Genomic DNA, 23,953 nt, shown 5'->3' on the forward strand with positions numbered 1-23,953 from the left:
ATCAGTACAACCTCAGGTAACGCCGCAGATCGCGGTGCGTGCTCTTGTCGGAGAGGTACGACTCGGCGTTCCGGTCGAAGCGGAGGCCGAGCGGATCGCGGCCGAGGAGGGAGCGTACGAGGGAGATCGGCGCGAAGATCACGAGGTAGACGGCGCCGAGCACGATCGGACCGACCACGACGCCGAGCAGCGCGCCGAGCGCCATCCACGCGCGGTACATCGCGCGGCCGAGCCCGGGGACGAAGGCGCACGCGAAAAGCGCCGCGCCCGCGAGAGCGCCCGCCGCGAGGTCCTTGCGGTCGCCGGAGCCTCGCCAGGCCACACCGCCGGAGACCATCGCGAGGACGAGGAGCAAGAGCCCGAATTGCATCAACGTCCGTCGCGAAGGATGGGCGTCCTCGGGGCGGAGGATGTGATCGAGGATGGGCGAGGCCCGCTTCGCCGGGGGGCCCGACGCAGCGAGCGCCGCCATCGCGTCGGGGGGCTGCTCGTCGCGCAGCAGCAAGAAGTGCTCGATCACGAGGCCGTCGAGGTCTGTCCGCGCGAAGCAGCGCAGCGCGTCCTCCGGCGAACACACGATCGGCTCGCCGCGAACGTTGAACGAGGTGTTGAGCAGCACGGGGCAACCCGTGCGCGCGCGAAAGGCCTGGATCAGGCGGTAATAAAGGCCGTGGCGCGCCTCGTCCACGGTCTGGATGCGCGCTGAGCCGTCGACGTGGGTGACGGCCGGCAGGGCCGTCGCTGCCTGCTCTCGCACCGGCACCACGTGCGTCATGTACGGCAGCTCTTCCCCCGGCGCGACGTCGAAGAACTGGTGCGCGTCCTCGGAGAGCACCGAGGGCGCGAAAGGACGGAACCCCTCCCGGAACTTGATCTTCCGGTTGATCGTGTCCTTCATGCCAGCGACACGCGGGTCGGCCAGGATGGAGCGGCTGCCGAGCGCGCGGGGGCCGAACTCCATCCTCCCCTGGAAGAAGCCCATGACGCGCCCCTCGTCGAGCGCCTCGGCCACGCGCCTGCCGAGCGCCTCCTCGTCGAGCTCGTGCGCGCAGAGCCCACGCCCCGCGAGCGCTTTGCGGATCGAGGCCGTGTCGTGGGCCGGGCCGAGCAGCGAGGCGCGTTGCGCGTCCCCTGCGCGCGCCTCGCGAGGTTTGTCGAGGAGGTGGTGCCACACGAAGAGCGCGACGCCCGCGGCGCTCCCAGCGTCGCCCGCGGCGGGCTGCACCCAGACCCGCTCGAAGGGGCCTTCTCGCTGGATGCGCCCCACGGCCACCGAGTTCAGCGCGCAGCCGCCGCCCAGGCAGAGATGCTTCGCGCCTGTTTTCCCGGCGACCGTACGTGCGAGGCGCAAGAGGATGTCCTCGGTGACGCGCTGGATCGAGGCGGCGACGTCCTTGTGAACCTGCTCGATCGGCGCGCCGGGCGCGCGGGCCGGGGCCCCGAAGAGCCGCTCGAACGCGGACGAGATCATGGTCGATCCGCCGAGCCAGTCGAAATAATGCATTTCGAGGCGAAACGACCCGTCGGGCTTGAGATCGATCATTCGCTCGCGGATGAGCGCCTCGTAGCGGGGCTCGCCATAAGGGGCGAGCCCCATCAACATGTATTCGCCCGTGTTCACCTCGAAGCCCGCCCACTGGGTGAAGGCGGAGTAGAGCAGCCCGAGGGAATGAGGGAAGCGGAGCTCGTGGGAGAGCTCGATCCGGTTTTTTCGGCCAAACCCGAGGGTCGTCGTGGACCACTCGCCCACGCCATCCACCGTGAGGATCGCGGCCTCCTCGAAGGGAGAGGGGAAAAACGCCGCGGCCGCGTGGGCCTCGTGGTGGTCGGTGAACACGAAGGCGCGCCGGTAGCGGCCGTCGAGGCCGCTTGCAAGCGCGCGGGGCAAGAACAGCTTGCGCCCGAGCCAGGTGGGCAAGCCGCGCCGGAACTGGGGAAAGGTGAACGGGGCGCACGAGAGGTGCGTTTCGAGGATCCGATCGAGCTTGAGGAGCGGCTTCTCGTAGAACGCCACGTAATCGAGGTCCTCGATCCCGATCCCTGCCTCGGCAAGGCAGGCGGAGACGGCCCTTCGGGGGAATGCGTCGTCGTTTTTCAGGCGGGAAAACCGCTCTTCCTGGGCCGCGGCGACGAGCTCGCCGTCGATCACGAGGGCCGCCGAGGCGTCGTGATAGAAGGCCGAAATGCCCAGGATCCGCGTGCTCACGGCGTCGCCCGTCCGAGGACCAGCGGTGCGGCGAGCTCGGCGAGCCGGCGCGCCATTCGATCGTGCCCCTGGGCGTTCGGGTGGGTGATGTCGAGGGCGTCCTGGGGCTTGAGGAACGCCCGGTGATCTTCGCCCTGGAATGCGTCGACCACGCGCCCGGCCGAGAAGCCCTGCTCGCGCGCCGCCGCGATGACCTTGTCGTAGACGGAGAGGCAGCTCGGATCGTCGAAGGGCTCCACCAGCGGCAGGGGCGCGACGAGGACCTGGAAGTGGTGTTTGTCGGCGAGCAAGCGGAGGCGCGAGAGCGAGGAGCGCACGACGAGGTCGAACGTGTAGCCCGCGTGCATCTCCTCGAAGAGGGGGCATTTCCGGCGTACCGTGATGTTGGCGAAATGGAACGCGAAGAAGCTGTTCCCGATGCGCCGGTACCCGCCATTTTGCAAGAATGGGTCGTTCAGCACGTACGCGAGCACGACGAGGTCGGGCTCGTACCGCAGGCCGACGCTTTCGAGGAGACGCACCTCTTGCAGGGTATTGAACCCCTCGCAGGAGACGTTGAGGACCTCGACCTTTTGCCCTGCGGGCGCCTTCTCGGCGAGGAGCGCCTCGAGTTGCCGGGGGAAGCGACGCCGAAAAGGGATGCTGGGGTCATTGGGGACCGAGTCTCCGAGCACCACCACACGGAGCACGCCGGGAGGCTTGGGGATGACGTGTGGCACATCCCACAACCCATCCTCGGTGACCACGATTCGCTCGCCCTCGGATTCTTCGATCGGGAAGCCGGGCCGGTACGTATAACGCAGCAGGCCATCGCTCGACGGGGCGATGTGCCGGTTGTTCACGTCCACTGCCGAGAGCCGCCATTCCATGGCCAGGATCACGAGCGGCGCGGCGATCGCCAGCGTGACGAGCCCGCGGCGGACCTGGGGCCAGCGGACAAACCCGGCAAGGATGAAGAGGAGCGCCGCCCCCGCGACGAGGTAATGGAATGGGTCCGGAAAGAAGAAATCCGGATCCGCCGCGTGAATGGCCCAGGCCTCGACCACCGCGACGCTGCAGAGCAGCAGGATCACGGATATCGGAGAGGCCTGAAAGCGCTGGTCTTTGGCGTCGTCGTTTTTCGGGACCGTCCGAGCGGAGCCGCGCCGCCTTTGCCAGAGCGATCCCCCGACGAGCCCGAGCGCCGCGGCGGCAAGGGCGGTCACGAGCAGCGAGGGCCACGCGGCCACGGTGCGTCCCGCGAACCCCGAAGGCTGCACCTCCGAATGCGGCACCTCGGGAGGCGGCGCCGCCGCGGGAGGTTTCTCCGGGGCGGCGAGCGCGGGGGATTCGAGGAAGGTTGCGTTCCGCGCGAGGCACGCAGCAAGGGCGTCGAGGGCGCGCCGGCGCGGCTCCGGCTCCGCGCCCCAGTCGGGGAACTGGCCCAGCGGGGATAACCCGGCCTGGCCTACGCGCCGAAAGGAGCGGCTCCCGTCGCGCGCGATGTCGAACCGGAGCGCAGCGTCGCCTTTGGCCTCCACGATCACCCGGTCGGGGAAACACTCCAATGCCCCGAGATCGAGGTGCTCGGCGTCGGCGCAGGCGGTGACCCAGGCCTCCACGGGCGGTGCGCACGTCCCACGCGCCGCGCCCCCGGTCTCGACCGCGCCCGCCACGCGCGGCAGGAGCAGGACGACGATGCACGGGACCAGGAGCCTGAGCATGGGGCGCTTGGCGAGGCAGACTAGCACAGCGGGGCCGAGGCCCGATGAAAGTTCCCGTCTTCGTCGACCCGGTTTCCCCGGCCGCGGGTGCGGCGCCACCGCGCCGAGCAGCCGCTCGCGCGTCGACGTTCGCTCGAAGATCGAGTCAATCGGTCGACGCGAGCGGCTCCATCCCCCGCGCCCCGAGCGCCACGAGGTAACTGGAGGGTACGCCCGAGCAACGCCCACGCGCGGCGCACGTCCCGCAGGCCGCTCCGAACCTCGCTCCTTCGCGCCCCCTCATTCGATGGGCCGGGGCGATCTTCCGGCGGAGCGGCGCGGGCGCCGCGCACGGGGGGACGCCGACGAGCGAATGGACGGCGCCAAGGGCCTCGCGCGGGGCCCGCTCGAGGGCGCGGCGGAGTTCGTCGAGCGGGGCGAGCACGTCGAACGCGGGGCCCATGGCCTCGTCCGGGATGAACGCCTGGAGCGATACCGAATGCCCGCGCGCAGACAGGAACGACAAGGTCTCGGGCAGCGTGCGGAGCGCGCGCCGGCTGAGCACCACCGTGAGCAGGATGGGGACACGCGCGGCCTTCAGGTTGTCGAGCGCCGCGAGCAGCTCCGCGTGGGCGCCCGGGGCGCCGACCATGGCGTCGTGCTCCGCCGCATCACTCGATTGCAGGGTGGTCGCGATCCACTCGAGCCCAGGCAAGGCCGCGACGCGGCGCGTGAGCTCGGGCGAGGAGAAGCCGAGCGAGGGCCCCTGGAGCCGGAGGCGCGCGTCCGGGCGGCGTTCGAGCGCGGCGAGGATCTCCGGGCGGCGCGGGTGGCGCGTCCAGTCATGTCCGGTGATCGTGAGCGGCACCTTCGGGTCCAGGTCCACGAGCGCGTCGACGAGCGCCGCGAGCGCGCCGGAGCCGACGAGGTCGAGGCCGAGCTCCTGCGAGCGGAGGAGCAGCGACGCGAGGTGCCGGCTGGGAAACCGGACCCTGCGCCGAGGCTCCTCGCAGAACTCGCAAGCCTGGGCGCAGGGGTTCTCGAAGTAGAGCTGCACCTCGTCGAGGGAGCCCGAGCGCCGGATCTCCTCGGCGAGCACGGCCCGAACGGAGCCGGCCACGGTCTTGTGGAACGGCAATGCCGCGGCGATCCGGAGCGCGAGCTGCTTTTCGCGGAAGAACACGAAACCGCTCATGGCGCCGCCCTGGGCCTCCGCGGATCGAGCCGGAAGGTGAGGACCTCGAAGGAGGACCCCTGCGTGATCCCCTCGGGGGGAGGCGCGCCGAGGGGCTCTTCGACGGTGAACGAGCGCGCCCGATCGTCGCTCCCGCGGCGCACGGCCCCGCGGAAAAACAGGAATCGACCGTCGGACCAGAGCACGACGTGCGCGGTGTCGCCCTCGCGCAGGCGCGCCGCGAGCGAGGGCGCCGCCGCTCGGAAAGCCGCGGCGAACGCGCGGGCCATGGCAGCGTCGGCCCAGCGGGGCGCGAGCAGCCTGGGCAACGACGAGCGCAGGATCGAGGGGATGGCTTCCGCGCTCGTCTCCGGGGCGCGCGCCTCTTCTTCGACGCGGCGCGCGCCGCCGCGGCAGTGGCCCAGGAACGAGTAGATCTCGGCCTTCGTCGCAAAATGGCGGCGGAGCCCGAGCATGGCCGACGGGGAGAATCCGCCGAGCCCGTCGAGCGAAGCGCGTCCTTCGAGCCAGGCGCTCCGCAGCATGATCTCGCTCTCCTCGAGCATCGGCGCGCGCTCCTCCCAGGTCAGGCCGCCGATCTCGTCGTACATGAGCGAATCGGGCGACTTGCGGAAGCGCGCTTCCCCTTCGAGCGAGCGCGGACCCCGGACGCGGACGCCGTACCGCTCCGGCTTCCTGCCGATCGGCGAGTCGGCCGTGAGGTAGAAGGCAGAGGGCGCGAGATCGTCGATGGCGGAGGCGTTTTGCCGGACCCAGTCGCACGTCTCCTCGAGCTCCGCGCGCGTCTCGCCGGGGAAGCAGGAGAGCACGTTCACGCGGACCATGATCTCGTGGCGGTGCGCCTCTTGGACCAACTGCGTCGCCTGCTCGGGTCGGTGCCCTTTGACCATCGCCTTCAGCACCCGCGCCGAGGCCGACTCCACGCCGATCGTCAGGCCTGCGCAGCCCGCGCGCGCCATGAGCTCGAGATCCCCCGGCTCCGAGGGGCGCACGCGGTACGAGTCGGACCAGCGCAGATCGAGGCGCGCCGCGAGCAGGGCGCGCGAGAGATCCGGCGCGAGCAGGTTCACCTGTGCGTCGAAGAAGAGAAACTCGCGCGTCTGCCAGCGCTCCGAGAGCTCCGCGAGCTCCCGCACCACGAGGTCGATCGGCTTGTGCTCCTGCGTGCCGCCCGTCTGGCAGAATGCGCAGGAGAACTGGCATTCGAATGCGAAGAAATACGGCAGGACGAGCGACGCGCCGAGCTCGCCGCGATAAGCCGGGTAGGTGTCCCCTTCGGCGCGGACGACGTCGCGGCGATAAAGGTCGAGGTCGTAAATCGAGAAATCGGGCGCGGGCCAATCCGCGGCAGAGGGGGCCTTGCGCATGCCGCCTCGCACGAGTTCGACAATCTCCGCGTTCGGTTCGAGGGGACCTCCGCGCCGATGCTCCGGCAGGTCCAAGAGCGCGGCGAAGACGCGGCGGATCTGCGCGGGCGTGCTGGCATTCGTGACGATGTCGGGGCCGATCGCGCCGCTCTTTTCGAGGAGGGCGCGGAGGTGCTCGACGGCGACGCCGCCCACGATGATCCGCTTTCCCCAGCGGCGCTTCATCTCGCACGTGAGGACCGCGACGAAGGGCACCTGGCTGCCGCGGTCGATGGAGACCGCGACGAGGTCCGCAGCCCGGCCGGGTTCGTCGAGGCGCTCGAAGATCCGGTCCATCACGGCGTCGATGCGCGCGTCGCGTTCGCCCGCGAGGTGCCGCTCGACGAGCGCCGATGCCACGAGCGGCGCGACCTCGAGGTCGAGCGGCGCCTTGAAGAGATCGAGGGCGAGATCGACCGCGCGCCCCACGAGCCCGAGCGAGCTCATGCTCGCCGCGACGACCGCGGGACCGAGCGGCGGAAAACGAAAGGCGAGGTGCGCCTTCGGGGCCGAGAAATCCGGCGGAAGCACGAAGAGCACGTCGCGCGGGCGAGGTACGGTGGCGGTCAATCTGGTGTCCCGGATCGAGCTTACCACTTACGTCGCGCCCCGTTCGTCGAGCACATAATACAGATTGAGCTTGGGCGCTCCGCGGAGCGCGAGCGAGGCGCGGCGCGCGCGCAGCCGGAACGAGCCTCCGAGGTCCTCGAATGCCACGCGCGCCGCGGCGTGGGGCGCGAGCGCAGGCGAGCTCGCGAGGGCGTCCCAGGTCGAGCCGACGAGCGCGAAATCGATCTCGCCCGGCGTCTCGAAGGCGGGATCGTCCGGATGCCGCAGGCGATGAATCCAAAGCGCGTTGTGGACAGGACCAGAAAAACCCTCGATTGTGGCGGGGTCGCCCACGTGCGCGAAGTAGAGCTTCGCACCCGCGAGCCCCTCGGGGCCGACGTCCAGCCCGAGGAGGTGGAGCGGGAGGCGGTCCGATGTCGTCGGGCGCGGCGTCCCGAGGAGGGCGCGCGCGAGTTCGAGCGCGGACGGGCCCGCGCCGTCGCGAAACTGGAGGTAGAACTTGGCGCGCGCGGGACCGTCCCCCGTGCCCCGCGCATACCCGAGGAGGATCTGCTCGACCGTGGGGCTTCGCGCCGCGCGGAGCACGCTCCTCGCCGCCCTCGAAGCGCCTGCCCCGAGGCCGTCGGCCCACGCGAGCGCGGTGCGCGTCACGTCCTCCCGCGCACGGACGAACCCGGGGAACGCATACGAGAACCGCGCCATATCGACGCCGCGCTCGTCCTCGGAGAGGGACCATTCGAGGATGTCGGAGAAATGCAGGCGATCGTGAGCGAAGCGCGCGAGCACCGCGTCGAGCAAGCGCCGCTCGGGCGCGCTCGAGTGGTCGGGCGGGAAGAGCGCGTCGCGGAGCGCGCACGCACGCTCGAAGCGAACCGGGGGAGGAGCGCCCGATGCAGCCATCAGATGGCCATGAAGCCCTCGGGCGGCGGCTGGATCCAGGTATTCGAGGCGAGCCGCGAGGTCCCGCTCATCGCGTGGACGATGAGGGCCCGCCGCGGCCGGTCGGAGCGGTTCGGCCCGGAGGCGTGGAGCGTACGGCCATGGACGAACGCCACGGTCCCGCGCCGCATGGGGAGGAGCACCTTCGTGGAATCGCCCTCGGGCCGGGACCGCCCCGCGACGGGGTAAAACCCTTCGGGGCCCATGGCCAGCGCCACGTGCAGCGGCTCGTGGTGCGTCCCCGGCACCACGGAGAGCGCCCCGTTTTCCTCGTCCATGTCGTCGAGGGCCAGGAATGCGAGCACGAGCGATTCCGGCTCCGTCGTGAGATACGCCGCGTCCTGGTGCAATCCGAACTGGACGACTTCGGACCGAGGCTGCTTGTACACGACGGTCGATTGCAGGACCCAGGCAGGCGGCGGCAGGAGGGCCGCAAGGACACCACCGATCGCCGGCCCGCGCGCCGCCGAAGCGAAGAGGTCGTCGACGCAATGCAGCCCGTGCCCCACCCGCATCGCTCGTGGCTCCCAGTTCTCCGCGCGCGTCGGCATCTCCCCGCGCGACGTGTCCCAGCAGACGGACGCATCGTCGCGCGAGCCGCGCAGGATGTCCCAGAACGCGAGGCTCTTTCGCGTGCCGTCGAGGTGTTCCGCCGCGCAGCGTGTGATGAGCCGCGACAAACGTGCGTTCAGCGCGTCCGCCGTCGCCGCGTCGACCGCGCCCGGGCGAACGAAGTAGCCGTCGCGCGCGAAGGCCTCCTGTTCGGCGAGCGTGATGCTCACGTGGTCTCTCCTCGCGAGAGCCAGCGGAGGAGCACGCCGTGCATGTGGGCGATGGCGAGCTCGCCCTCGGTTAGGCGGAGGGCACGAAAGCCGCGCGAGCGCATCCCGGCCTGCAAGCGGTGGAGGATGTCGACGTCGGCGCCCATCACGGGCCCGAGATCCTGCTCTCCTTGGCGAAAACGCCGGCGCTGCGGGGCTTTGGCGGCGCCGGCGGGGCGCCGCTCGAACGTGAGCTCGTCGAACAAGGAGCGCGAGGGGTCGGTCGGGTGCGGGCGGTGCCGGTAGAGCTCGAGCGAGAAGGGGAGGAAGTTCATCTGCACGTTGGGGAAGACGTGGATCTGCTCCTTGCGCGCGAGCTCGTCATCGGACCTCGCGGAGAGGTCGAGCCCCTCGCGCGCCGCGCGCTCGCGGAAGGCGCGCGCGATGGCCGGACGCACGTCGGCCGCACGTCCGTCGCGCGGAAAACCCTCCACGCCGAGCCGAGACAGCAGCCCCCGCAAGGCCTCGGAGACGCGCTCGTCCGGCGCCACCTCGCGCGCGGGCTGGCCGATCGGCAGCGAGATGGTCGAGTGATCGCCGCGCAGGACGAACTCGGCTCCGCGGACGTCGACGACGTCCCTGAGCTCGGGGTGGAGCGTGGGCAGGTGATACGCTTCGTTGTTGACGTCGACCGAAGCCTTCCAGTTGGCTTCGAGCTCGACCACCGTCTCGTTCACGAGGCGGTATTCTTCGGGTCGATGACGGGCGAGATCGGCCGCGATGGGCGCGAGGTGGGCGTCGAGATCGGGGGGCGCCTCGGCCATCGAGATCCAGACGAAGCCGAAGCGCTCGGCGCAAAACACGGGCCGGAGGGAGATCGGGCGCCCCTCGTCCGTGAGGGCCGCGGCGCCGGCCCCAGGCGCGCGCAGGAGGCAACCGTCAGCGGCATACTCCCAGTGGTGGTAGGGGCATCGGAACGACGCTGCGCGCCCGCGCGGCTCGGCGCAGAGCGAGGCGCCCCGGTGCTGGCAGACGTTGTAGAACGCGCGCAGCGCGCCGTCGCCGCCTCGTGCGATGAGGATCGACTCTCCCGCGATGTCGAGCGTGAGGAACGCGCCCGCGCCCTCGAGCTCGGAGACGTGCGCGGCGAGGAGCCAAGCGACGCCGAACACCGACGTGAGCTCCTGCGCGAGCCAGCTCGGCGAGGTGTAGCGTTCGGCGGGAATCGTTCGGGCGAGCTCGCTCATCCCGGCAGGCTCCTGCCGCCTCGGTCCTGCGCGGCGATGGTGCGGGCGAGGGCCTCGGCGAGCCGCTGCGCCGTGCGTTCGAGCGCCGGGGCCACGCGCGCGTAGACCATGTCGTAGCTCGCCGTGCGCGTGAACACGGCGCGCCGCGGATCCCGGGGGTAGAGGCGCACCTCGATCCGCTCGCCGCCCTGCTCGAACTGGAGCGCGAGCATGGCGACGCCACGCCCGAGCGCCGCGCCTTGCAGCCGGAACCCCTCGATGTCCATGCCGGGGGCGAGCCCGAACTGCGCGAGCCACGCCGCCACGGCGGCCGCGTGCGTGCGTTTTTCCCCGGCGTCCTTCACGAGGGAGCGCGTCTCGACGCGCGCCTCGTTCGCGCGGCTCGCGCCGGCCGGAAGCTTGCGCGGCGAGAGTAGCGTCTCCTCCCACCCGTGCTGCTCGACGTAGCTGTGGCTGAGGCCCGAGCACGCGCCCCCGGCGTCGGCGCAGATCCCTTCATAGATGCACGAATACGCCGGCTCGCGCGTCCAGTATCCATCGTCGATCAAGGCCTTCGGCTGGGCGTCGTCGAGGTAACGCGCGAAGGGCCCGAGCAGGCAGCGCGGAAACCATTTCACCACCGGCGGGATGCCGTTCTCGAGGGCGAGGCGGAGCGCGCCGAGGAGGTGCGGCCGCACGTCGCCCACGCGCGCCGACATCTGGCGCTGCGCCTCCTCGTCCCCGCGCGGCCAGTAATTCCAGAACTCGACCGATTGAGGACGGAAGGGCAGGAGTCGCTCCACGATCGCCTCGAGGCGGTCGTGGTTCGCCGCGACGATGGCCGTGTTGGTGGAGAGCGAGCCCCCCTCCGCCACGATGCTTTCGAGGCCCGCGAGGATCGATTCGAAGCTGCCCTCGCGCTGCGCGAGCTGGTCGTACAGGGCCGCCTCCGGCGCGTGGAAGGACACGAAGAATTCGTCGATGCCCGCGTCCATCAGCGTCCGGAGGGCTCGCCGGTCGCCGAGGCGCGTCGCATTGGTCTGGATGCGCACGTGGCGAATGCCAGGCAGCGAGCGGGCGAACGCGGCATAGGCGGGCAGCTCCTTGGCCAGGGTGACCTCGCCGCCGCTGAAGATGATGCGCGAGACGCCCTGGAGCAGCGATCGATCCTCGACCGCGCGCTTGAACGCTTCGAGCGAGGTCCCGGGCAGCACGTTGAGCGCGTCCTCGACCATGCAGAAGGTGCAGGCGATGTTGCAGCGGAACGCGAAGGTGACCATCAGGCTCTCGCCCGGCCACGGAGGAGCGGGCGGGAGGAGGCGGACGTCGCCACCGCCCTGCGGCAAGGATTGCGACTCAGAAGCTGCCATACACCCCGCTCTTGACGGTCGTCGCGTGCCCCTCGATCGCCCGGAAATCGATCCCCACGTCCCAGAGCAGGTGGCCGAGCTGGTCCGTGCGTGTGCGCACGAAGTCCGCGAGCGCGGTAGGCCATTGCTGATCACGGAGGAAACGGGCGAGCGCGGGGGTCGGGATCCGCGAGAAATACATCGCGTCGGCGTGCCGCTTGTTCGCGACGCAGATCCGGTGGCAATTGAAGAGGTGCGGCGGCATCAGCCGGTGGAGCTGGTCCCGGCTCGGGTCGAAATGAACGCAAGAGCGGACGCGGTGCAGGACCTCCTCGATCTCGGTGCGCGCGTCATGAAACGTGTAGACGTTCTCGAAGGCCAGCCCAGCGCCGTCGCACTTGTACGAGCGCATGTCGATGTAGATATCGATCGCCGAGGGAGCCCCTTCGAGCAGCCCCGCCGGGCTGAGCTCGACGCTGAACATGTGCCAGGGCAGCGGGCGGGGCTCTCGTCCGCTCACCCGGAGGTGGGGGGCGAGGATCGCCGTGACGCTGTCGATCGAGAGGTCGGCGTGCGCGCGCTGGAAATCATAGAAATAAAGCTCCCAGCCGAGCTCGCCGCGCGCGTGGTGGCGTTTGATCCCCCAGATCGTGCGGAATGGCCCGAGCCCGCCGCGGACGGCCGAGAGGAGCGCGAGCCCCTCACGCTCGACGCCGGCGATCGCGAACGACTCCACGAGCAGGTTCAGCGAGCGGAGCTTGCCCAGGGCGGGCGCGATTGGCTCGTACTCCCCGAGGATGTAGTCGTGGAAGCGATCGTCGGGCCCGCAGGTCTCGAGCGGCGCGAGCGCCCGTCGCGGGGCAGGGTCGGCGGCGTTCGCCACCGGGAGCCGAGCGCGCTGGCGAGACCGTTCGGGAGGCACGGGGCGAAATCTTCCCGGGTTCCGCGGGGGTGTCAAGTCAAACCGAGATCGTGAAGAGCGCTCGCCCGAGCCAGCGCATCCCCCTCCCGCCGGCTTCCTGGGTGGAATCGCATTTCCCATCGGCCGAGGCTCCGCCGGGAGCCTCGGCCGACGGGACGCGATCAGTTCGTCCCCTGGCAGATCGAGGAGGTGAAGCGCCCGTTGATCGTGTTTTCGTCCGCTTCGGCGAGCAGGCCGATCGTGACTTTTTCTGCCGAGATGGACTCGACGTTCAAGATACCCTCGGAGGCAACCACGTTTTGTCCGGGTGCGGTGACGAATGTGATCGTCTGGCTGCCGTTGAGGTCGGTGAGCTCGAGCTTGAGAGGATATTCGCCGGCCTTCTTCGGCGCGCTGAACAGGATCTCCGTGTCGGACGAGGCGAAGGCGTCGCACGCGGTGACCTCGACCGGAAAGAGGCTGACCGAGAGCCGTTCGCCGTCGTCCGTCACGACAGCCGACTTCATCGTCCAGCTCGCGCCGGCGACCGTTCCCTGCGGCGCGTGGTCTTCGATGTCATCGACGCTGAATCCTCCTCCGCACGCGGCGAGGAGGGTGGTTCCCAAAGCAAAGATTCCAAGGCGGATCTTCATGTTCACGAGTCAGGTCCTTTCTCAGCTCGTCAAGCTGCGGCAGGCGCCTTAGCACCAGGCATGCCAGCTCGATTTCACCTCCATTTCGAGTTATCGAGCGACGAGACCGTGAATGCGTGTAACCGTTTGTTGACGGCGCATGTGGACCACACCTTATGTCCGTCGGATTCGTGCTTCCGGTGAATATCAGTGAAGGCCACGAGCCTTTGCACCGCCACGCCAAACGACGCGTACGATCGGGAGCCCGCTAGCGCTGCGCCTTCGGAACCTCGATCTCCGTGACGACCTCGCTCTCGATATCGAGCACCGTCGGAGCCCGCGCGCACTCCCAGGTCGTAACGTTCGCGAAGAGCGTGTCGGCCTCCTCCTCGCGAAACACACCTCCATCCTCGTGGATATGGCCGAAGATGTGGAGACGAGGCTTCACCCGACGAACACGCGCCATCAGATCGGCACAGCCATGCCGCTCCTCGGACCACGAGCGATCACCGACTCCGAACGGGGGCGAATGAGTGATCAGGACATCGATCCCCTCGGGAATGGCTGCCCATTTCTCCGCGAGCGCCTCGCCCCGCGGGAGATTGAATGCCCAGTCGTGGAACGTCGGCTGCCAGGGGCTGCCCCAGACGGTGATGCCATCGATACAGACCCCGGAATCCTCCAGGTAGTTGACACCCTTGCCGAGCAGCGCGCGTGCTTCGCGCGGATGGTGGACGAATGCCCAGTCGTGATTGCCCGCGACCACGATCTTGTACCGATGGGGCAAACTTCGGATCCACGCGGCGGCCTCCGCGAGCTCGTCGAGATCCCCGAACCGGCACAGATCTCCGGCGTGAACGAACACGTCGCCTCGTGGGACCACGAGCTGCGCGTGATAGAGGTGCGTGTCTGCGACGGCAACGATCCGCATGGCCCGAGGATAGCAGCATGGAGGGACGTACGCAGTCGTTCCGTCGGGCGGGTTCGTGAGTGTGCGGGAGGGGCGTCCGCTTCCCTCATCCACCAGCGCCAGCGACGTTCTTCTTGCTCGATGCGAACGAGGGCGTGCGAGGAGTGCCCCTCCGTCGGCGCGCGGCGCTCGCGACAAGGGCCGGGCCGCGACTTCGAGAAGCGCACGCCCATTCGCGCCACCGGCCTTATGCATTTCAATTTCGAAAAATGATGCGCGGACGTATTATGTCCCAGGAATCGAGGCGCCTGATACGTCCATGACAGCCTGACGGCGACGGAACGTCGTCGCCGAAGGAGGCTGCATGATGGCTGTTGTACGTGTCGCTGCGACGGGAAATGTGGATATTTCTTCCCCCCCTGCCACGGTCGACGGTGCCACCTTGAGCGTCGGGGATCGCATCTTGTTGCATGCGCAGACGGCGCCGGCACAAAATGGCATCTACGAAAAGGGCTCGTCGACCTGGGCGCGCCCCGCGGATTTCGATGCCGGCAGCGAGCTCCTGGGCGCGACCGTGTTCGTGTCGGAGGGGGGCACGTACGGGAATACGATGTGGCAATGCACCACGGACGGGCCGATCACCGTGGGAACCACCGCGCTCGCCTTCGCCCAGCTCCCCAATACGATCGACAAGACGCGCATCGACCAGCTTCACGGCAACCTGCTGGGCAGCGCCGTGACGCTCGATCTCTCGGCCGGCAACGCGACGATCGCCGTCGGCGACGGGAAGCGGCGGCGCATCGTGGACGGGAATCTCGTCGCCGACCGCACGGTCACCCTCTCCACGACCGGGGCCGTCGCCGGGGATACCATCTCAATTCTGCGCGAAGACAGGTCTCAGCGCGTCGTCCGCATCCACGCTGGCACCAACCTGTCCTACCACCTCGGCGGGCCCGGGAGCTTCGTCGCGCAATACGACGGAACCGCCTGGAAGCTCACCGACGCCACGCGGCGTAATGGCGAGCGGGTGGTGAACGTGAAGGATTTTGGTGCCAAGGGCGACGGCGTCACCAACGATACGGCCGCGATTCAGGCGGCGCTCAACGTATTCTCGCCGGCCCAATCCACGGAGCTCTCGGGCGTGGTCTTCTTCCCGAAGGGCGTATACCTCATCGACGACACGCTCACCTACCGCGGCGAGCCGGGATACGCCATTCATCTCCGGGGCGAGATCGGCTACTCGCGTGGGCTCGCCGGCACGATCATCCGGTGGCGCGATACAGATCCCCCGAGCCCCGTGGGCGAGGGGACGAAGGCCATGCTGCACATGATGGGCGCGAACATGAGCGTCCTCGAAGACCTCGAATTCGACGGGCTGGGGCTGGTGAAATACTGCGTCCACCTCGATTACGCCCTCGCGGCCGGCGGCGCCCTCGCCGTGGGCTCGTCCGGCACGCGCATCACCCGCTGCACCATGGCCCGCGCGGCCGGCCCGAATGCCGTTTGCCTCGCGATCGGGCCGGCAGGGGACACGGACCTCCAGACCTCCGAGGTCCTGATCGAGAGCTGCTATTTCCTCGGGCACGCCACCCATCCCCCGCTCGCGGCCATCAAGACGCTCAGCGACGGCAACACCAAGAACATCATCATCCGCGACACCTCGATCGGCGGCTATACGCAATACGGGGTCGACTGGCAGCTCGCGAGCGGGACGCTCCTGGTCTCGGGCGTCAACACCGCGGGCACCACGCTCGCCGATTATCGGATCGGCGGCGGCGAGGCCACGATCATCGAGCAGGCGAGCGAAAACGCGAACGCGGGCGCGATGTTCATCACCTCCAGCGGCGCGGTCACGGGCTCCGTGAAGGTCATCGGCGGATCCTGGGTCGGAACGGCCACGGAGAGCAGCGTCGTCATCAAATACTTCGGCACGGTCACGCTCATCGGCCTCCAGCTCAAGCTCGTCACGCCGATCCCCGAATCGTCCGCCGTCGGCCTGCGCCCGAGGATCCAGATCGGCGACGTCACGATGACGGGCCCGCAGCCGGGCGCGCTCTACTCCCTCGGCTGCCTGTACTGGAACCACGAGGATTACATCGACGTGATCGACGCGACCACGAACGTGGTCGTGGCGAATGATTATTCCAACAACAAGGGCCTCCGCGTCACCTCGATCAACGATTACGCGTACGACGCCTCCACGCTGAGCGTCAAGAAGCTCAAGGAATACCACGGCAATTACAGCACGCTCGGCCCGGGCGTCCTCTACGGGCATACGAGCAGCGCGGCGTACAATGGTGCCGGCTTCACGCGCAACATCCTCCACGAGCCGCGCTCGGGGTGGACGAAGCAGACGTACACGTATGAAGCGTTCCAGGACAGCGTCGCTGGCAAGACGCTCATCGTGGGCAGGCCCGCGCCGCGCGCGAAGCTGCTCGCCGCGTATCTCAACGTCACCACCCCGTTCACCGGCACGTACGGGGGGAATGCGCTGGACGTGCGGCTGAAGTTCGGGAAGACGGGCTATGGTCAGGAGTACATCCTCGAATTCGACGCGACGACCGCAGCGGTGACCAAGGGGCTCGCGGACGCGGACCTCGGCACGGCGCTCGCGCGGGCGTCGGCCGTGCAGGGCGGCGATCTGCAATCGTGGGGGAGCTACGGCCTTCTTTACATCAGCGCGCGGGACTTCAATAACAGGCTCCTGTCGGGCCTGACCGCCGGCGCGGTGGAGGTGATCATGAAGTGGGAGGTCCTCCCCTGAAGGCCCATTAAGCCCCATATCGTACGGAGAGCAGGGCGGCGCGGAGCACGCCATTCATCGTGGAGTGTCTCCGATCCTCTGGGATGATGGCCGCGCGAACATCCTCCCCACGCAGGGCGGAGAACTCCGGTGTTCCCTGCGTGGGGAGCAGTTCATCGATTTGTTCTACGCTGCAGCAGGCGGACCGAACCAAGTGGTGAGCGCGTCAGCGAGCCCCACCTGGGTCAGGTCTCCCACCCAGGCCACATATCCGTCAGGCCGAACCAAAACGGCGGTGGGAGCCGTGACCGCCCCGATTGCCGGAAGCTCCCACGTTCCCACGTATTGGGCGTCGATCAACTGAACGCGCTCCGCCCATGGAGTGATGTCGAAGCCGCCGGGCTCACCGAGGTTGAGGAGCACCGGCCGGGCATGGTGCAGCAGGGTGAAGACCCGCAGCGGGCCGTTGGCGGTGACCAGGTCGAGATCGGGCATGCGGCGTCCGAGCAGCGGGTGTCCTTTGCCGAGGTCGTAATGAACGTCCAGGCCAGACATCTCCGCGGCCAGTCGTTTGCGAGGCTCGTCCATGCTGAGGAGCGTTGAAACGTAATCGCCCAAGGCCTTCGTGCGATCGTCCGGACGGCGAATCGCGACCTGCGCCATCGTGTTGCGCAATGCGCGGGCAGCGACCGGGTGACGCTCGGCGTGATAGGTATCGAGGAGGCTTTCTGGTGATGTCCGTTTGACCACCTGAGCCAGCTTCCATCCCAGATTCACCGCGTCCTGCACACCGATGTTGAGGCCCTGTCCGCCCATCGGGGGATGCACGTGTGCAGCGTCGCCGGCCAGCAAGACCCGTCTGTCGCGGTAAGCCGCGGCCTGCCGCGTCATATCCGTGAACCGGGAGATCCAGGCGGGACTGTGGATTCCGTAGTCGGTCCCATAGACGGCGATCAGCGCTTCACTGACATCGCGCAGCGTCGGTTCGCTGGCGCGTCTTACCTGCGATTCGGTCAGCACGGCCCGCATCCGCCGCCCATCCTCCGATTTGCCGAGCGCATGGATACCAAGGGCGTCGTTTCGGAAGCCCCATGCTGGCTCCTCGGACACCTCGACCTCGGCAATCAACCAGCTCGTCGTCGGATCCCAGCCGGGGAACTCGATGCCTGCTGTTTTACGGATCAGGCTGCGTCCTCCGTCGCAGCCCACGAGATATTTGGCCCGCAGCCGTTGGCCGTCGGACAGCTCGACGTCGACGCCGGTGTCGTCCTGCGCGAAACCCGTCACTTCACGCCCGCGAAGGATCGGCACCGAGAGCTCGTCGACCCAGCCGGCCAGGATGCGCTCGATGTGGTTCTGCCACAGCCCGAGCACGTAGTTGTGTCGGGTGGGAAAGTCGCTGATGTCCAGAGGGATGTGGAAGTGCACCACCCGATGCCGTTGTCCCTGCGAGAGGAACCGGTCGGCGATTCCGCGTTGATCGAGGACCTCGATCGTGCGTGCGTGCAGACCGCCTGCGCGCGAGCCGACGAGGTCCTGGCTGGTGCGCCGCTCGACAATGGCAACGTCGACACCCGCCAGTGCCAGCTCGCCCGCCAACATCAGCCCTGTCGGACCTCCTCCGGCGATCACCACGGCATGCTCGTTCATCGCCACCCTCCGGTCGGCATCACGCCGGTCGCGACCGGCGCATCACACTCCTCGGCCGCCGGCGCGCACACCGCGCCGCGTGTCCCCAACTGCACCGCGCGTCCCACCATCGGTTCGATGTCCCTGCGCGACCCATACGTCGACAAAAACGCCCGCATGTCGCTCCTCCCATTCCTTGAGGTTCCGGCCTCGGCCAGAGGGTCTGACCGAGGCTCGGCCAGCGACTCTACGGTACGATCAGGGTCTTGCCGCAAGCCCACCAGTAGGCTATATGCTGGGCATGGCAAGGGGGGAACGCACCTTGCGTTTGTCTGTTTGGAAGGACAAACCCGGACAAACCCCTTGGTGAAGCGGCGGCGCGGCGCGCACGGCGGAACACGAGCACGCGACGATGCTCCTCGCGTGCTCGGCGAGCGCCTCGAAGGGCGCGCGGGTTCGGGCCGAGGTGTCGCGATGACGGCCTGTCGCGCGTCTACAAGAGCTCCGCGCATTCGATCCCGCTCACCGACAGCCCCCAGTCGTCGCCGATGTTCCAGCGGCGGAGCTGGGCGTCGATGATGCGGAGCGCCTCGTCGGCGTGGCGGAAGTCGTGGATGCGGCTCGACATGCTCCACTGGTCGAGCGGCGCGTTCGAGTCGGCGCAGGCCCCGAGCCCCAAGGTATCGGCGTTCCTCTTCCCGAGCGTCTTTGTCATCGCCCCGAGCACCGACATGCCGATGGCCATGAAGTGCACCTTCGGGCACGCGACGGGGTCAGCGTCGTGGGTGTCGCATTCATTCGGGTCGCGATGGCTGTAATCGATCCGGCGCGTCCCGTGGCCGTGCACGCGGATGTAATACTCCGGGGCGTCCGGATACGAGCCCCTACAGGTCTTCGGTGGCTCGAACGAGACCCCTTCGGCGCTCGAGACGAGCGTGATCTGCGAGGGCTGCCCCTTCACCATCGCGACCGGGCAGTCCTCCGCGGCCAAGGCCGGCGGAGGAGGCCCGCAGCCGACGAATGCGGCGCAAGCCACGAGGACGAGGACGTGAAACCGCATTGTCACGAGCGCTTCGCGCCCGAGGGCTCGTTGTCTGAGCATACCAAGTCATTCTCCGGCAAACGTTTCGGGAACCGTGCACGCGCCGTCCAAGCATCTATCGTGCCAGCCCGAAGCTCCCGATTCACCGCTTCCGCCCGGCTTCGACTCCGCCGCCGACACATGGCTGTCGACGGGGAGGCCACTGCCCGCTTCGGTTGTGGACTCCCCGTCGACGGCACTCGGGGCTGGCTCGCGACCGGCCACTCCTCCGGCGGCGGCCAGGACGGACGGCCTCGCCGAGCTCGCGGAGGCGGTGGTGGGAACGAAAAACTTCAATGCGCGAGCAGCCACTGCGCAAGCGGCGCCCACGCGAGCGCGGGCGCGTCATTGGCGTAGAGCAGATCCGCGTGGCCGAAGTCCTCGATCTCCCTCGAGGCCGGCAGGCGGCGAACCACATGCGTGGTCACGTCCGTGGAGGCCACCAGCGTGGTCGTGTAAAGCCCGTGATCGCCGAAGCCGCCCGCGGCGCCGAGGTAAAAGAGCGGCACCGAGATGTCGGCGAGGTGATCCGCGAGCGGCAGCGTCCCGGTCCCGCACCACATGGCATCCCGGTCGGCGGTCTCCACCAGCGACTCGTGCGGCGGCGAATGCGCGAGCCAGTCGGTGATGAGCGACTCCGACGCATAACGCAACTTGGTGGGAAACCCATTCGTGTACACGCCGGCCACCAGGTGATACTGGGGCTTGGGCTCATAAAGCAGGAACGTCGCCGACACGAACCCGAGCATCGCCTCCCGGTTGGTGTAGCCCTCGAAGATCGGCGAATCGCCCCCGGGATCGGAAGCCGCGAGCGCGCCCAGCGGCTGGGCGAACGTGCTGTTGTCGCTGTCCACGTACCCCTGCGCGACCCAATCATACTCGTCGGCCGCATTGGCGCAGGCGTAGAGCCTCAGCGACTCGTCCGCCGGGGAGAGCTTGCCATAGATGTCGATGGGCACGATGCCCTTCACCTGCCGCTGCGCCAGCGGCTTCTGGCTCTCCTCGGCCGCATACAGGTACGTGAGCTGTGCGCCGCTGCTGAACCCGCCCAGGAACAGGCGATCCTGGCCCGCGCCCGTCAGGGTGCGGAGCGTGCGCGCGAAGGACAGCGCGAGGCCCGTATCCGAGACGGCCTGCGCCACCCCCATGCCGGCGAAATCCGAGAAATCGGTCCCCTCCGCGGGCGCCGTCGTCCACCGCCGATCGACGCCCCACACGTCGATCCCGCGCTTGGCCAGGTACAAGGCCAGATTGCGATCGAGCTGCGCGCCATCACTGATCAGCGACGGCAGGAAGTTCGTGGTGAAGGTCGCGAAATCGCCGTGCAGGAGCATGATGGCCCGCGACGTCGGATGCGCGACATTTGGCGAATCCTCGCGCACGACCCGGTGCACGCGGATGCGCGCGTTGGGCGTGTCCCCCACCTTCAGCAGGAAGGTGTAATGATACACGTCGCCGGCGACCTGCTCGCGCTCCCACATGCCCTCCAGCGTTGCCGACAGGGCCGCGGAAGCTTCGGCGGTGGCCTGCATGATGTCTCTGTCGTCGGCCGAGCCCGTATCCATCGTGCATCCGCCGGCGGCGGCGGCCAGAAGGCCCAGCACGACCGGCATCATGGCGAGGCGCTTGGTTTTGGTTCGCGCGTGCGAGGGGGCGATGGGGGCGACACCGGACGGCACGACGAAAGCAATCTTCTTCATCATCGATCTCCTCGGCCGAGGCGCTCAGCACATTGCATGCCGCGCTCGTTCGGGGGCCAGGAGAGGGAATGGCGAGGCCATTGCGGGGGAGCGTATTGCGCAATGCTGCGCGAACTGCGCGCAAGCGTGCTCGACTTGTGCATCGCGTGTGGAGCGCCCGCGGGCACGCTTGCTCGACGCGCCCACTGCGTGATGTGGAACGGGACGCCTTGCGGCGAATCGAGCATTACGAAGCGAACGATCGCGGAAATTTTTGGCTCTCGGGCTTGTGGCTCATGTCATTCTCCACCCGGACCCGAGGTTATCGACGGCGGCCCCCGCCCGCTGGAGGAGCCGATCGCGCATCTTGAACACCTCGCTCGCCGCGATCATGTCGCCGCCCTCGCGGAACGCCTCGGCGGCGCGCTCGTAGAAGACCGCGGCCTCGCGCGGCAAGAAGACGCCGCGGGACGACGTCGCCGCATCCATCAGCTTTCGACCCACCATGCAAGGTTCGCCTGCGCCGCGCCATTGCTCGGCCACGAGGGCCGGGTCGGCGCCCAGCGCTTCGAGCGCCACCGCCAGCCGGCGGCGCAGGAGCACCTCGACCGGGCGCGGGAGCGTCGCGAGGACGGTTTCCCCGATGAGATCGTGGCTGAAGCCCATGCCATGCACGACGTGCGCGGCCGTGAGCTCCGCCCAGCAAGCGGTCGTGGCAGCGGCGCTCGCCTCGAGCGCGGCCGAAGCGCTCGCCAGCGTGAAATTCGAGCCGAGCAGCGCGAGCACGCGCGCCATCTGCAACGCCGGCTCCGACAAGCGCGAGAGCGTGCCTTCGAGGATCGCGCCGATACGGCCGGGGGGCATACGCGCGACTTCGGCGCGCGCGAGCGTGCCCGACGCGATCACGTGCTTCACGGTCTCGAGCACGAAGAGCGGATTGCCGCCCGCGTAGCTCGCGATCGCGTCGGCCATGTCGGCGATGCCGGGCACGTCGAGGCTCCCGAGCAGCTCCCGCACGCTGGCCGGGGGGAGCGGTTCGAGCTCGATGTGGATCCCCAGGCCAAACGCCACGCCCTCGCGGATGGCCGCCATGATCGCCTCGGGCAATTCGCCCGCGCGATAACAGAGGACGGCGCGAAGCTTCACCGTCGAGTCCTGGAACAACTGCTCCATCACGTACTGCCCGGCTTCCGCGGTCGCGGCGTCCACGAACTGGATGTCGTCGACGCCGAACGCGTCGTAACCTTCGCGCGCCGCGAGGCGATGCGCTTCGACCTCGGCCTGGAGCATGCGTATCTTGTCCGCCTCGCTCTCCATCGGCCCCGGCGCCTGCCCCAGCGCCGGCACGAGCCGCGCGAGCTCGGCGCGCGCCCAGGGAGCGAGCTTCGCCGCGTCGATCTTCGCCAGCATTTCGCTGTACACGCGCGCGTGCGTCCCGTAAGGCACGGCGCGATCGCCGGGGCGGCCCGAGAAGAAAAACGGCTTCGCCACTGCGTTGAGGAAATCGTGCATGAGGCGGCTCTTCCCGATGCCGGGCGGGCCGCCGATGATGATGGCTTGGCCGGCGGCCCAAGCCGCCTCCATCCGCGCCCACGCCTCCTCGCGGCCCACGAGCTCCGGAGGCCGGAGCAGGGAGAGCGGGATCGCGCTCGCCGACGGCGCGCACCTCGGCCCCCGTTGCTCGGCCGATCGCGCGATCTCGCGGGCGAGCTCGGTCGTGGCGCGCGAAGGCTCGATGCCGAGCTCGCGCCCGAGCATCGTGCGTAGGCGCTGGAAGGCCGCGAGTGCTTCGCCACGATCTCCCGCGGCATAAAGCAGGCGCATCCGCTGCCGGTGCGCGTCCTCCGAACGTGGTTCGAGCTCCACGGCGCGCGCCGCGAGCGCGAGCGCGTCGGCGAGACGACCGCTTCGCTCGTGTGCGTCGATCGCGGCGGCGATCGCCTGGCGCCGCGCGGCGTCCACGTTCGCTCGCGCGCTGTGCAGCCACTCGTCGAAGAGTGGTGCGTCGTCGAACTCGAGCTGACCGAGCAACCGGCCCAAAGGCAGCTCGGCGGCGCGCGCCGCGAGCTCCGTGCGGCGCGCGCCTCGAAGCGCGCTCACGTCCGCGTCCACGGAGGCCGCCAGAGCCAGCGGATCTGCGCCGCTCACGAGCACGTCGCCGGTCGCCATCTTCAGACGCCGGAGGAGCTGTCGCAGGTTGGCCCGCGCCGTCGCCTCGGCCGAGTCGGACCAGAGCAGCCCGGCGAGCCTCGACTTCGGCGTCTCCCCCTCGACCGCCAGGTAGGCAAGGAGCCCGAACGCCTTTTTTTCGAGCCGCACCGGGCCGTTGGGACCGACGAGTCGGACCTCTCCCAGCACGGAGAGACGAAAGGCGATGATCACTTTTGTGGAGCTGCCCTGAGAGTGCACGTGGCGCTGTCACCTGGGATGCCTCCAGCGCGTCGCGCGGCGGGAGGCGGGCAATTTTAAGGATGCGATGCCGAGGCCGAGTCTAGCCCCGCCTTTGGTCTGGCTGCCACCATCGAGCAGCAACCGGCCACACAAGTTGGTGTCGGGCAGCGGCTCGTGGTCACGCTGCGCGCTCCCGAGAGGGATCGAGCCATCGGCGCGGAAGCGCGACGAAAATCTGCTCGCCACGTCCTGTCACGCTCCTGTCACGCCCCCCGTCCCAGGCTCCCGTTCGACTTGGCCTGCCCAGACCTACGACGTCGCGGCGCATGGCCTATCGGGGAGCTTGCACGTATGAAACCGCACATCGATTCCAAGCGTTCCTTTTCGGTGCTCTCGGCCATCTTCGGGACGGCTGGCAGATCGGTCGCGCCTTCGGATGGCATCGTGGGCGGGGATCCGCAGCGCGCGGCGGGACCCCCCGGCTCGCGTTCTCCCGGTCCCCGGAGGGGCTCACACCGGGGCGTGCTCGGCGTCGCGGCGGCCTTGGTCGCGGGGGCGCTTGTCGCCGGCGCGTGCGGCGCTGCGCCCGAAGACGCTCCGCTGGAAGAAAACGTCGACTCGTTCAGCGCTGCCGCCACCTGCGAAACGTGCGA

Annotated in this window: 16 protein-coding genes; 1 reads left to right on the plus strand and 15 read right to left on the minus strand. The window is 68.9% G+C overall.

Features of this window, described 5'->3' with window-relative positions:
* Window position 1: 1 nt before the first annotated feature.
* From QHF84_RS06655 to QHF84_RS06705, 11 genes are all read right to left on the minus strand, one after another.
* A complete protein-coding gene (locus QHF84_RS06655) occupies window positions 2-2,206 on the minus strand; it encodes an SxtJ family membrane protein (RefSeq protein ID WP_281312339.1) in 2,205 nt (734 codons plus the stop codon).
* Window positions 2,203-3,909, minus strand: a complete 1,707-nt coding sequence (locus QHF84_RS06660) for an SGNH/GDSL hydrolase family protein (RefSeq protein ID WP_281312340.1) — start codon at window positions 3,907-3,909, stop codon at window positions 2,203-2,205. Before QHF84_RS06660 ends, QHF84_RS06655 begins: the two co-directional genes overlap by 4 nt.
* 145 nt (window positions 3,910-4,054) lie before the next feature.
* Window positions 4,055-5,083, minus strand: a complete 1,029-nt coding sequence (locus QHF84_RS06665; RefSeq protein WP_281312341.1) for a hypothetical protein — start codon at window positions 5,081-5,083, stop codon at window positions 4,055-4,057.
* The gene (locus QHF84_RS06670; RefSeq protein ID WP_281312342.1) at window positions 5,080-7,059 is read right to left on the minus strand and encodes a radical SAM protein; all 1,980 of its coding nucleotides are present in this window, start codon (window positions 7,057-7,059) and stop codon (window positions 5,080-5,082) included. Before QHF84_RS06670 ends, QHF84_RS06665 begins: the two co-directional genes overlap by 4 nt.
* 27 nt (window positions 7,060-7,086) lie before the next feature.
* Window positions 7,087-7,959 carry a hypothetical protein gene (locus QHF84_RS06675; RefSeq protein WP_281312343.1) on the minus strand — a complete coding sequence of 291 codons (873 nt, stop codon included), beginning with the start codon at window positions 7,957-7,959 and terminating at the stop codon, window positions 7,087-7,089.
* Window positions 7,959-8,780, minus strand: a complete 822-nt coding sequence (locus QHF84_RS06680) for a phytanoyl-CoA dioxygenase family protein (RefSeq protein ID WP_281312344.1) — start codon at window positions 8,778-8,780, stop codon at window positions 7,959-7,961. The genes QHF84_RS06675 and QHF84_RS06680 overlap by 1 nt, the downstream gene beginning before the upstream one ends.
* On the minus strand, window positions 8,777-10,006 hold the full coding sequence (locus QHF84_RS06685) for an aromatic ring-hydroxylating dioxygenase subunit alpha (protein ID WP_281312345.1): 1,230 nt from the start codon (window positions 10,004-10,006) through the stop codon (window positions 8,777-8,779). Before QHF84_RS06685 ends, QHF84_RS06680 begins: the two co-directional genes overlap by 4 nt.
* Complete coding sequence (locus QHF84_RS06690) at window positions 10,003-11,355, minus strand: radical SAM protein (protein ID WP_281312346.1); 1,353 nt, start codon at window positions 11,353-11,355, stop codon at window positions 10,003-10,005. The genes QHF84_RS06685 and QHF84_RS06690 overlap by 4 nt, the downstream gene beginning before the upstream one ends.
* On the minus strand, window positions 11,342-12,217 hold the full coding sequence (locus QHF84_RS06695) for a hypothetical protein (RefSeq protein ID WP_281312347.1): 876 nt from the start codon (window positions 12,215-12,217) through the stop codon (window positions 11,342-11,344). The genes QHF84_RS06690 and QHF84_RS06695 overlap by 14 nt, the downstream gene beginning before the upstream one ends.
* Window positions 12,218-12,417: 200 nt before the next feature.
* Window positions 12,418-12,894, minus strand: a complete 477-nt coding sequence (locus QHF84_RS06700) for a hypothetical protein (RefSeq protein ID WP_281312348.1) — start codon at window positions 12,892-12,894, stop codon at window positions 12,418-12,420.
* 241 nt (window positions 12,895-13,135) lie between these two features.
* The gene (locus tag QHF84_RS06705; RefSeq protein WP_281312349.1) at window positions 13,136-13,798 is read right to left on the minus strand and encodes a metallophosphatase domain-containing protein; all 663 of its coding nucleotides are present in this window, start codon (window positions 13,796-13,798) and stop codon (window positions 13,136-13,138) included.
* A gap of 421 nt (window positions 13,799-14,219) precedes the next feature.
* On the opposite strand from QHF84_RS06705, the gene QHF84_RS06710 reads away from it, so the two are divergent.
* Window positions 14,220-16,541 carry a glycosyl hydrolase family 28-related protein gene (locus QHF84_RS06710; RefSeq protein WP_281312350.1) on the plus strand — a complete coding sequence of 774 codons (2,322 nt, stop codon included), beginning with the start codon at window positions 14,220-14,222 and terminating at the stop codon, window positions 16,539-16,541.
* Window positions 16,542-16,706: 165 nt separating this feature from the next.
* Here QHF84_RS06710 and QHF84_RS06715 read toward each other — a convergent pair whose 3' ends face one another.
* The 4 genes from QHF84_RS06715 to QHF84_RS06730 form a co-directional block, all read right to left on the minus strand.
* On the minus strand, window positions 16,707-18,170 hold the full coding sequence (locus QHF84_RS06715) for an FAD-dependent monooxygenase (RefSeq protein ID WP_281312351.1): 1,464 nt from the start codon (window positions 18,168-18,170) through the stop codon (window positions 16,707-16,709).
* A 472-nt stretch (window positions 18,171-18,642) separates the two neighbouring features.
* Complete coding sequence (locus tag QHF84_RS06720; RefSeq protein WP_281312352.1) at window positions 18,643-19,251, minus strand: hypothetical protein; 609 nt, start codon at window positions 19,249-19,251, stop codon at window positions 18,643-18,645.
* 272 nt (window positions 19,252-19,523) lie between these two features.
* Window positions 19,524-20,933: a hypothetical protein gene (locus QHF84_RS06725; protein WP_281312353.1), complete on the minus strand. Its 1,410-nt coding sequence runs from the start codon at window positions 20,931-20,933 to the stop codon at window positions 19,524-19,526.
* 270 nt (window positions 20,934-21,203) lie between these two features.
* On the minus strand, window positions 21,204-23,267 hold the full coding sequence (locus QHF84_RS06730) for a BTAD domain-containing putative transcriptional regulator (protein ID WP_281312354.1): 2,064 nt from the start codon (window positions 23,265-23,267) through the stop codon (window positions 21,204-21,206).
* Window positions 23,268-23,953: the final 686 nt, after the last annotated feature.

It is taken from the genome of Polyangium sp. y55x31 (assembly GCF_029946505.1).
In the GTDB taxonomy this organism is placed as follows: domain Bacteria; phylum Myxococcota_A; class Polyangia; order Polyangiales; family Polyangiaceae; genus Polyangium.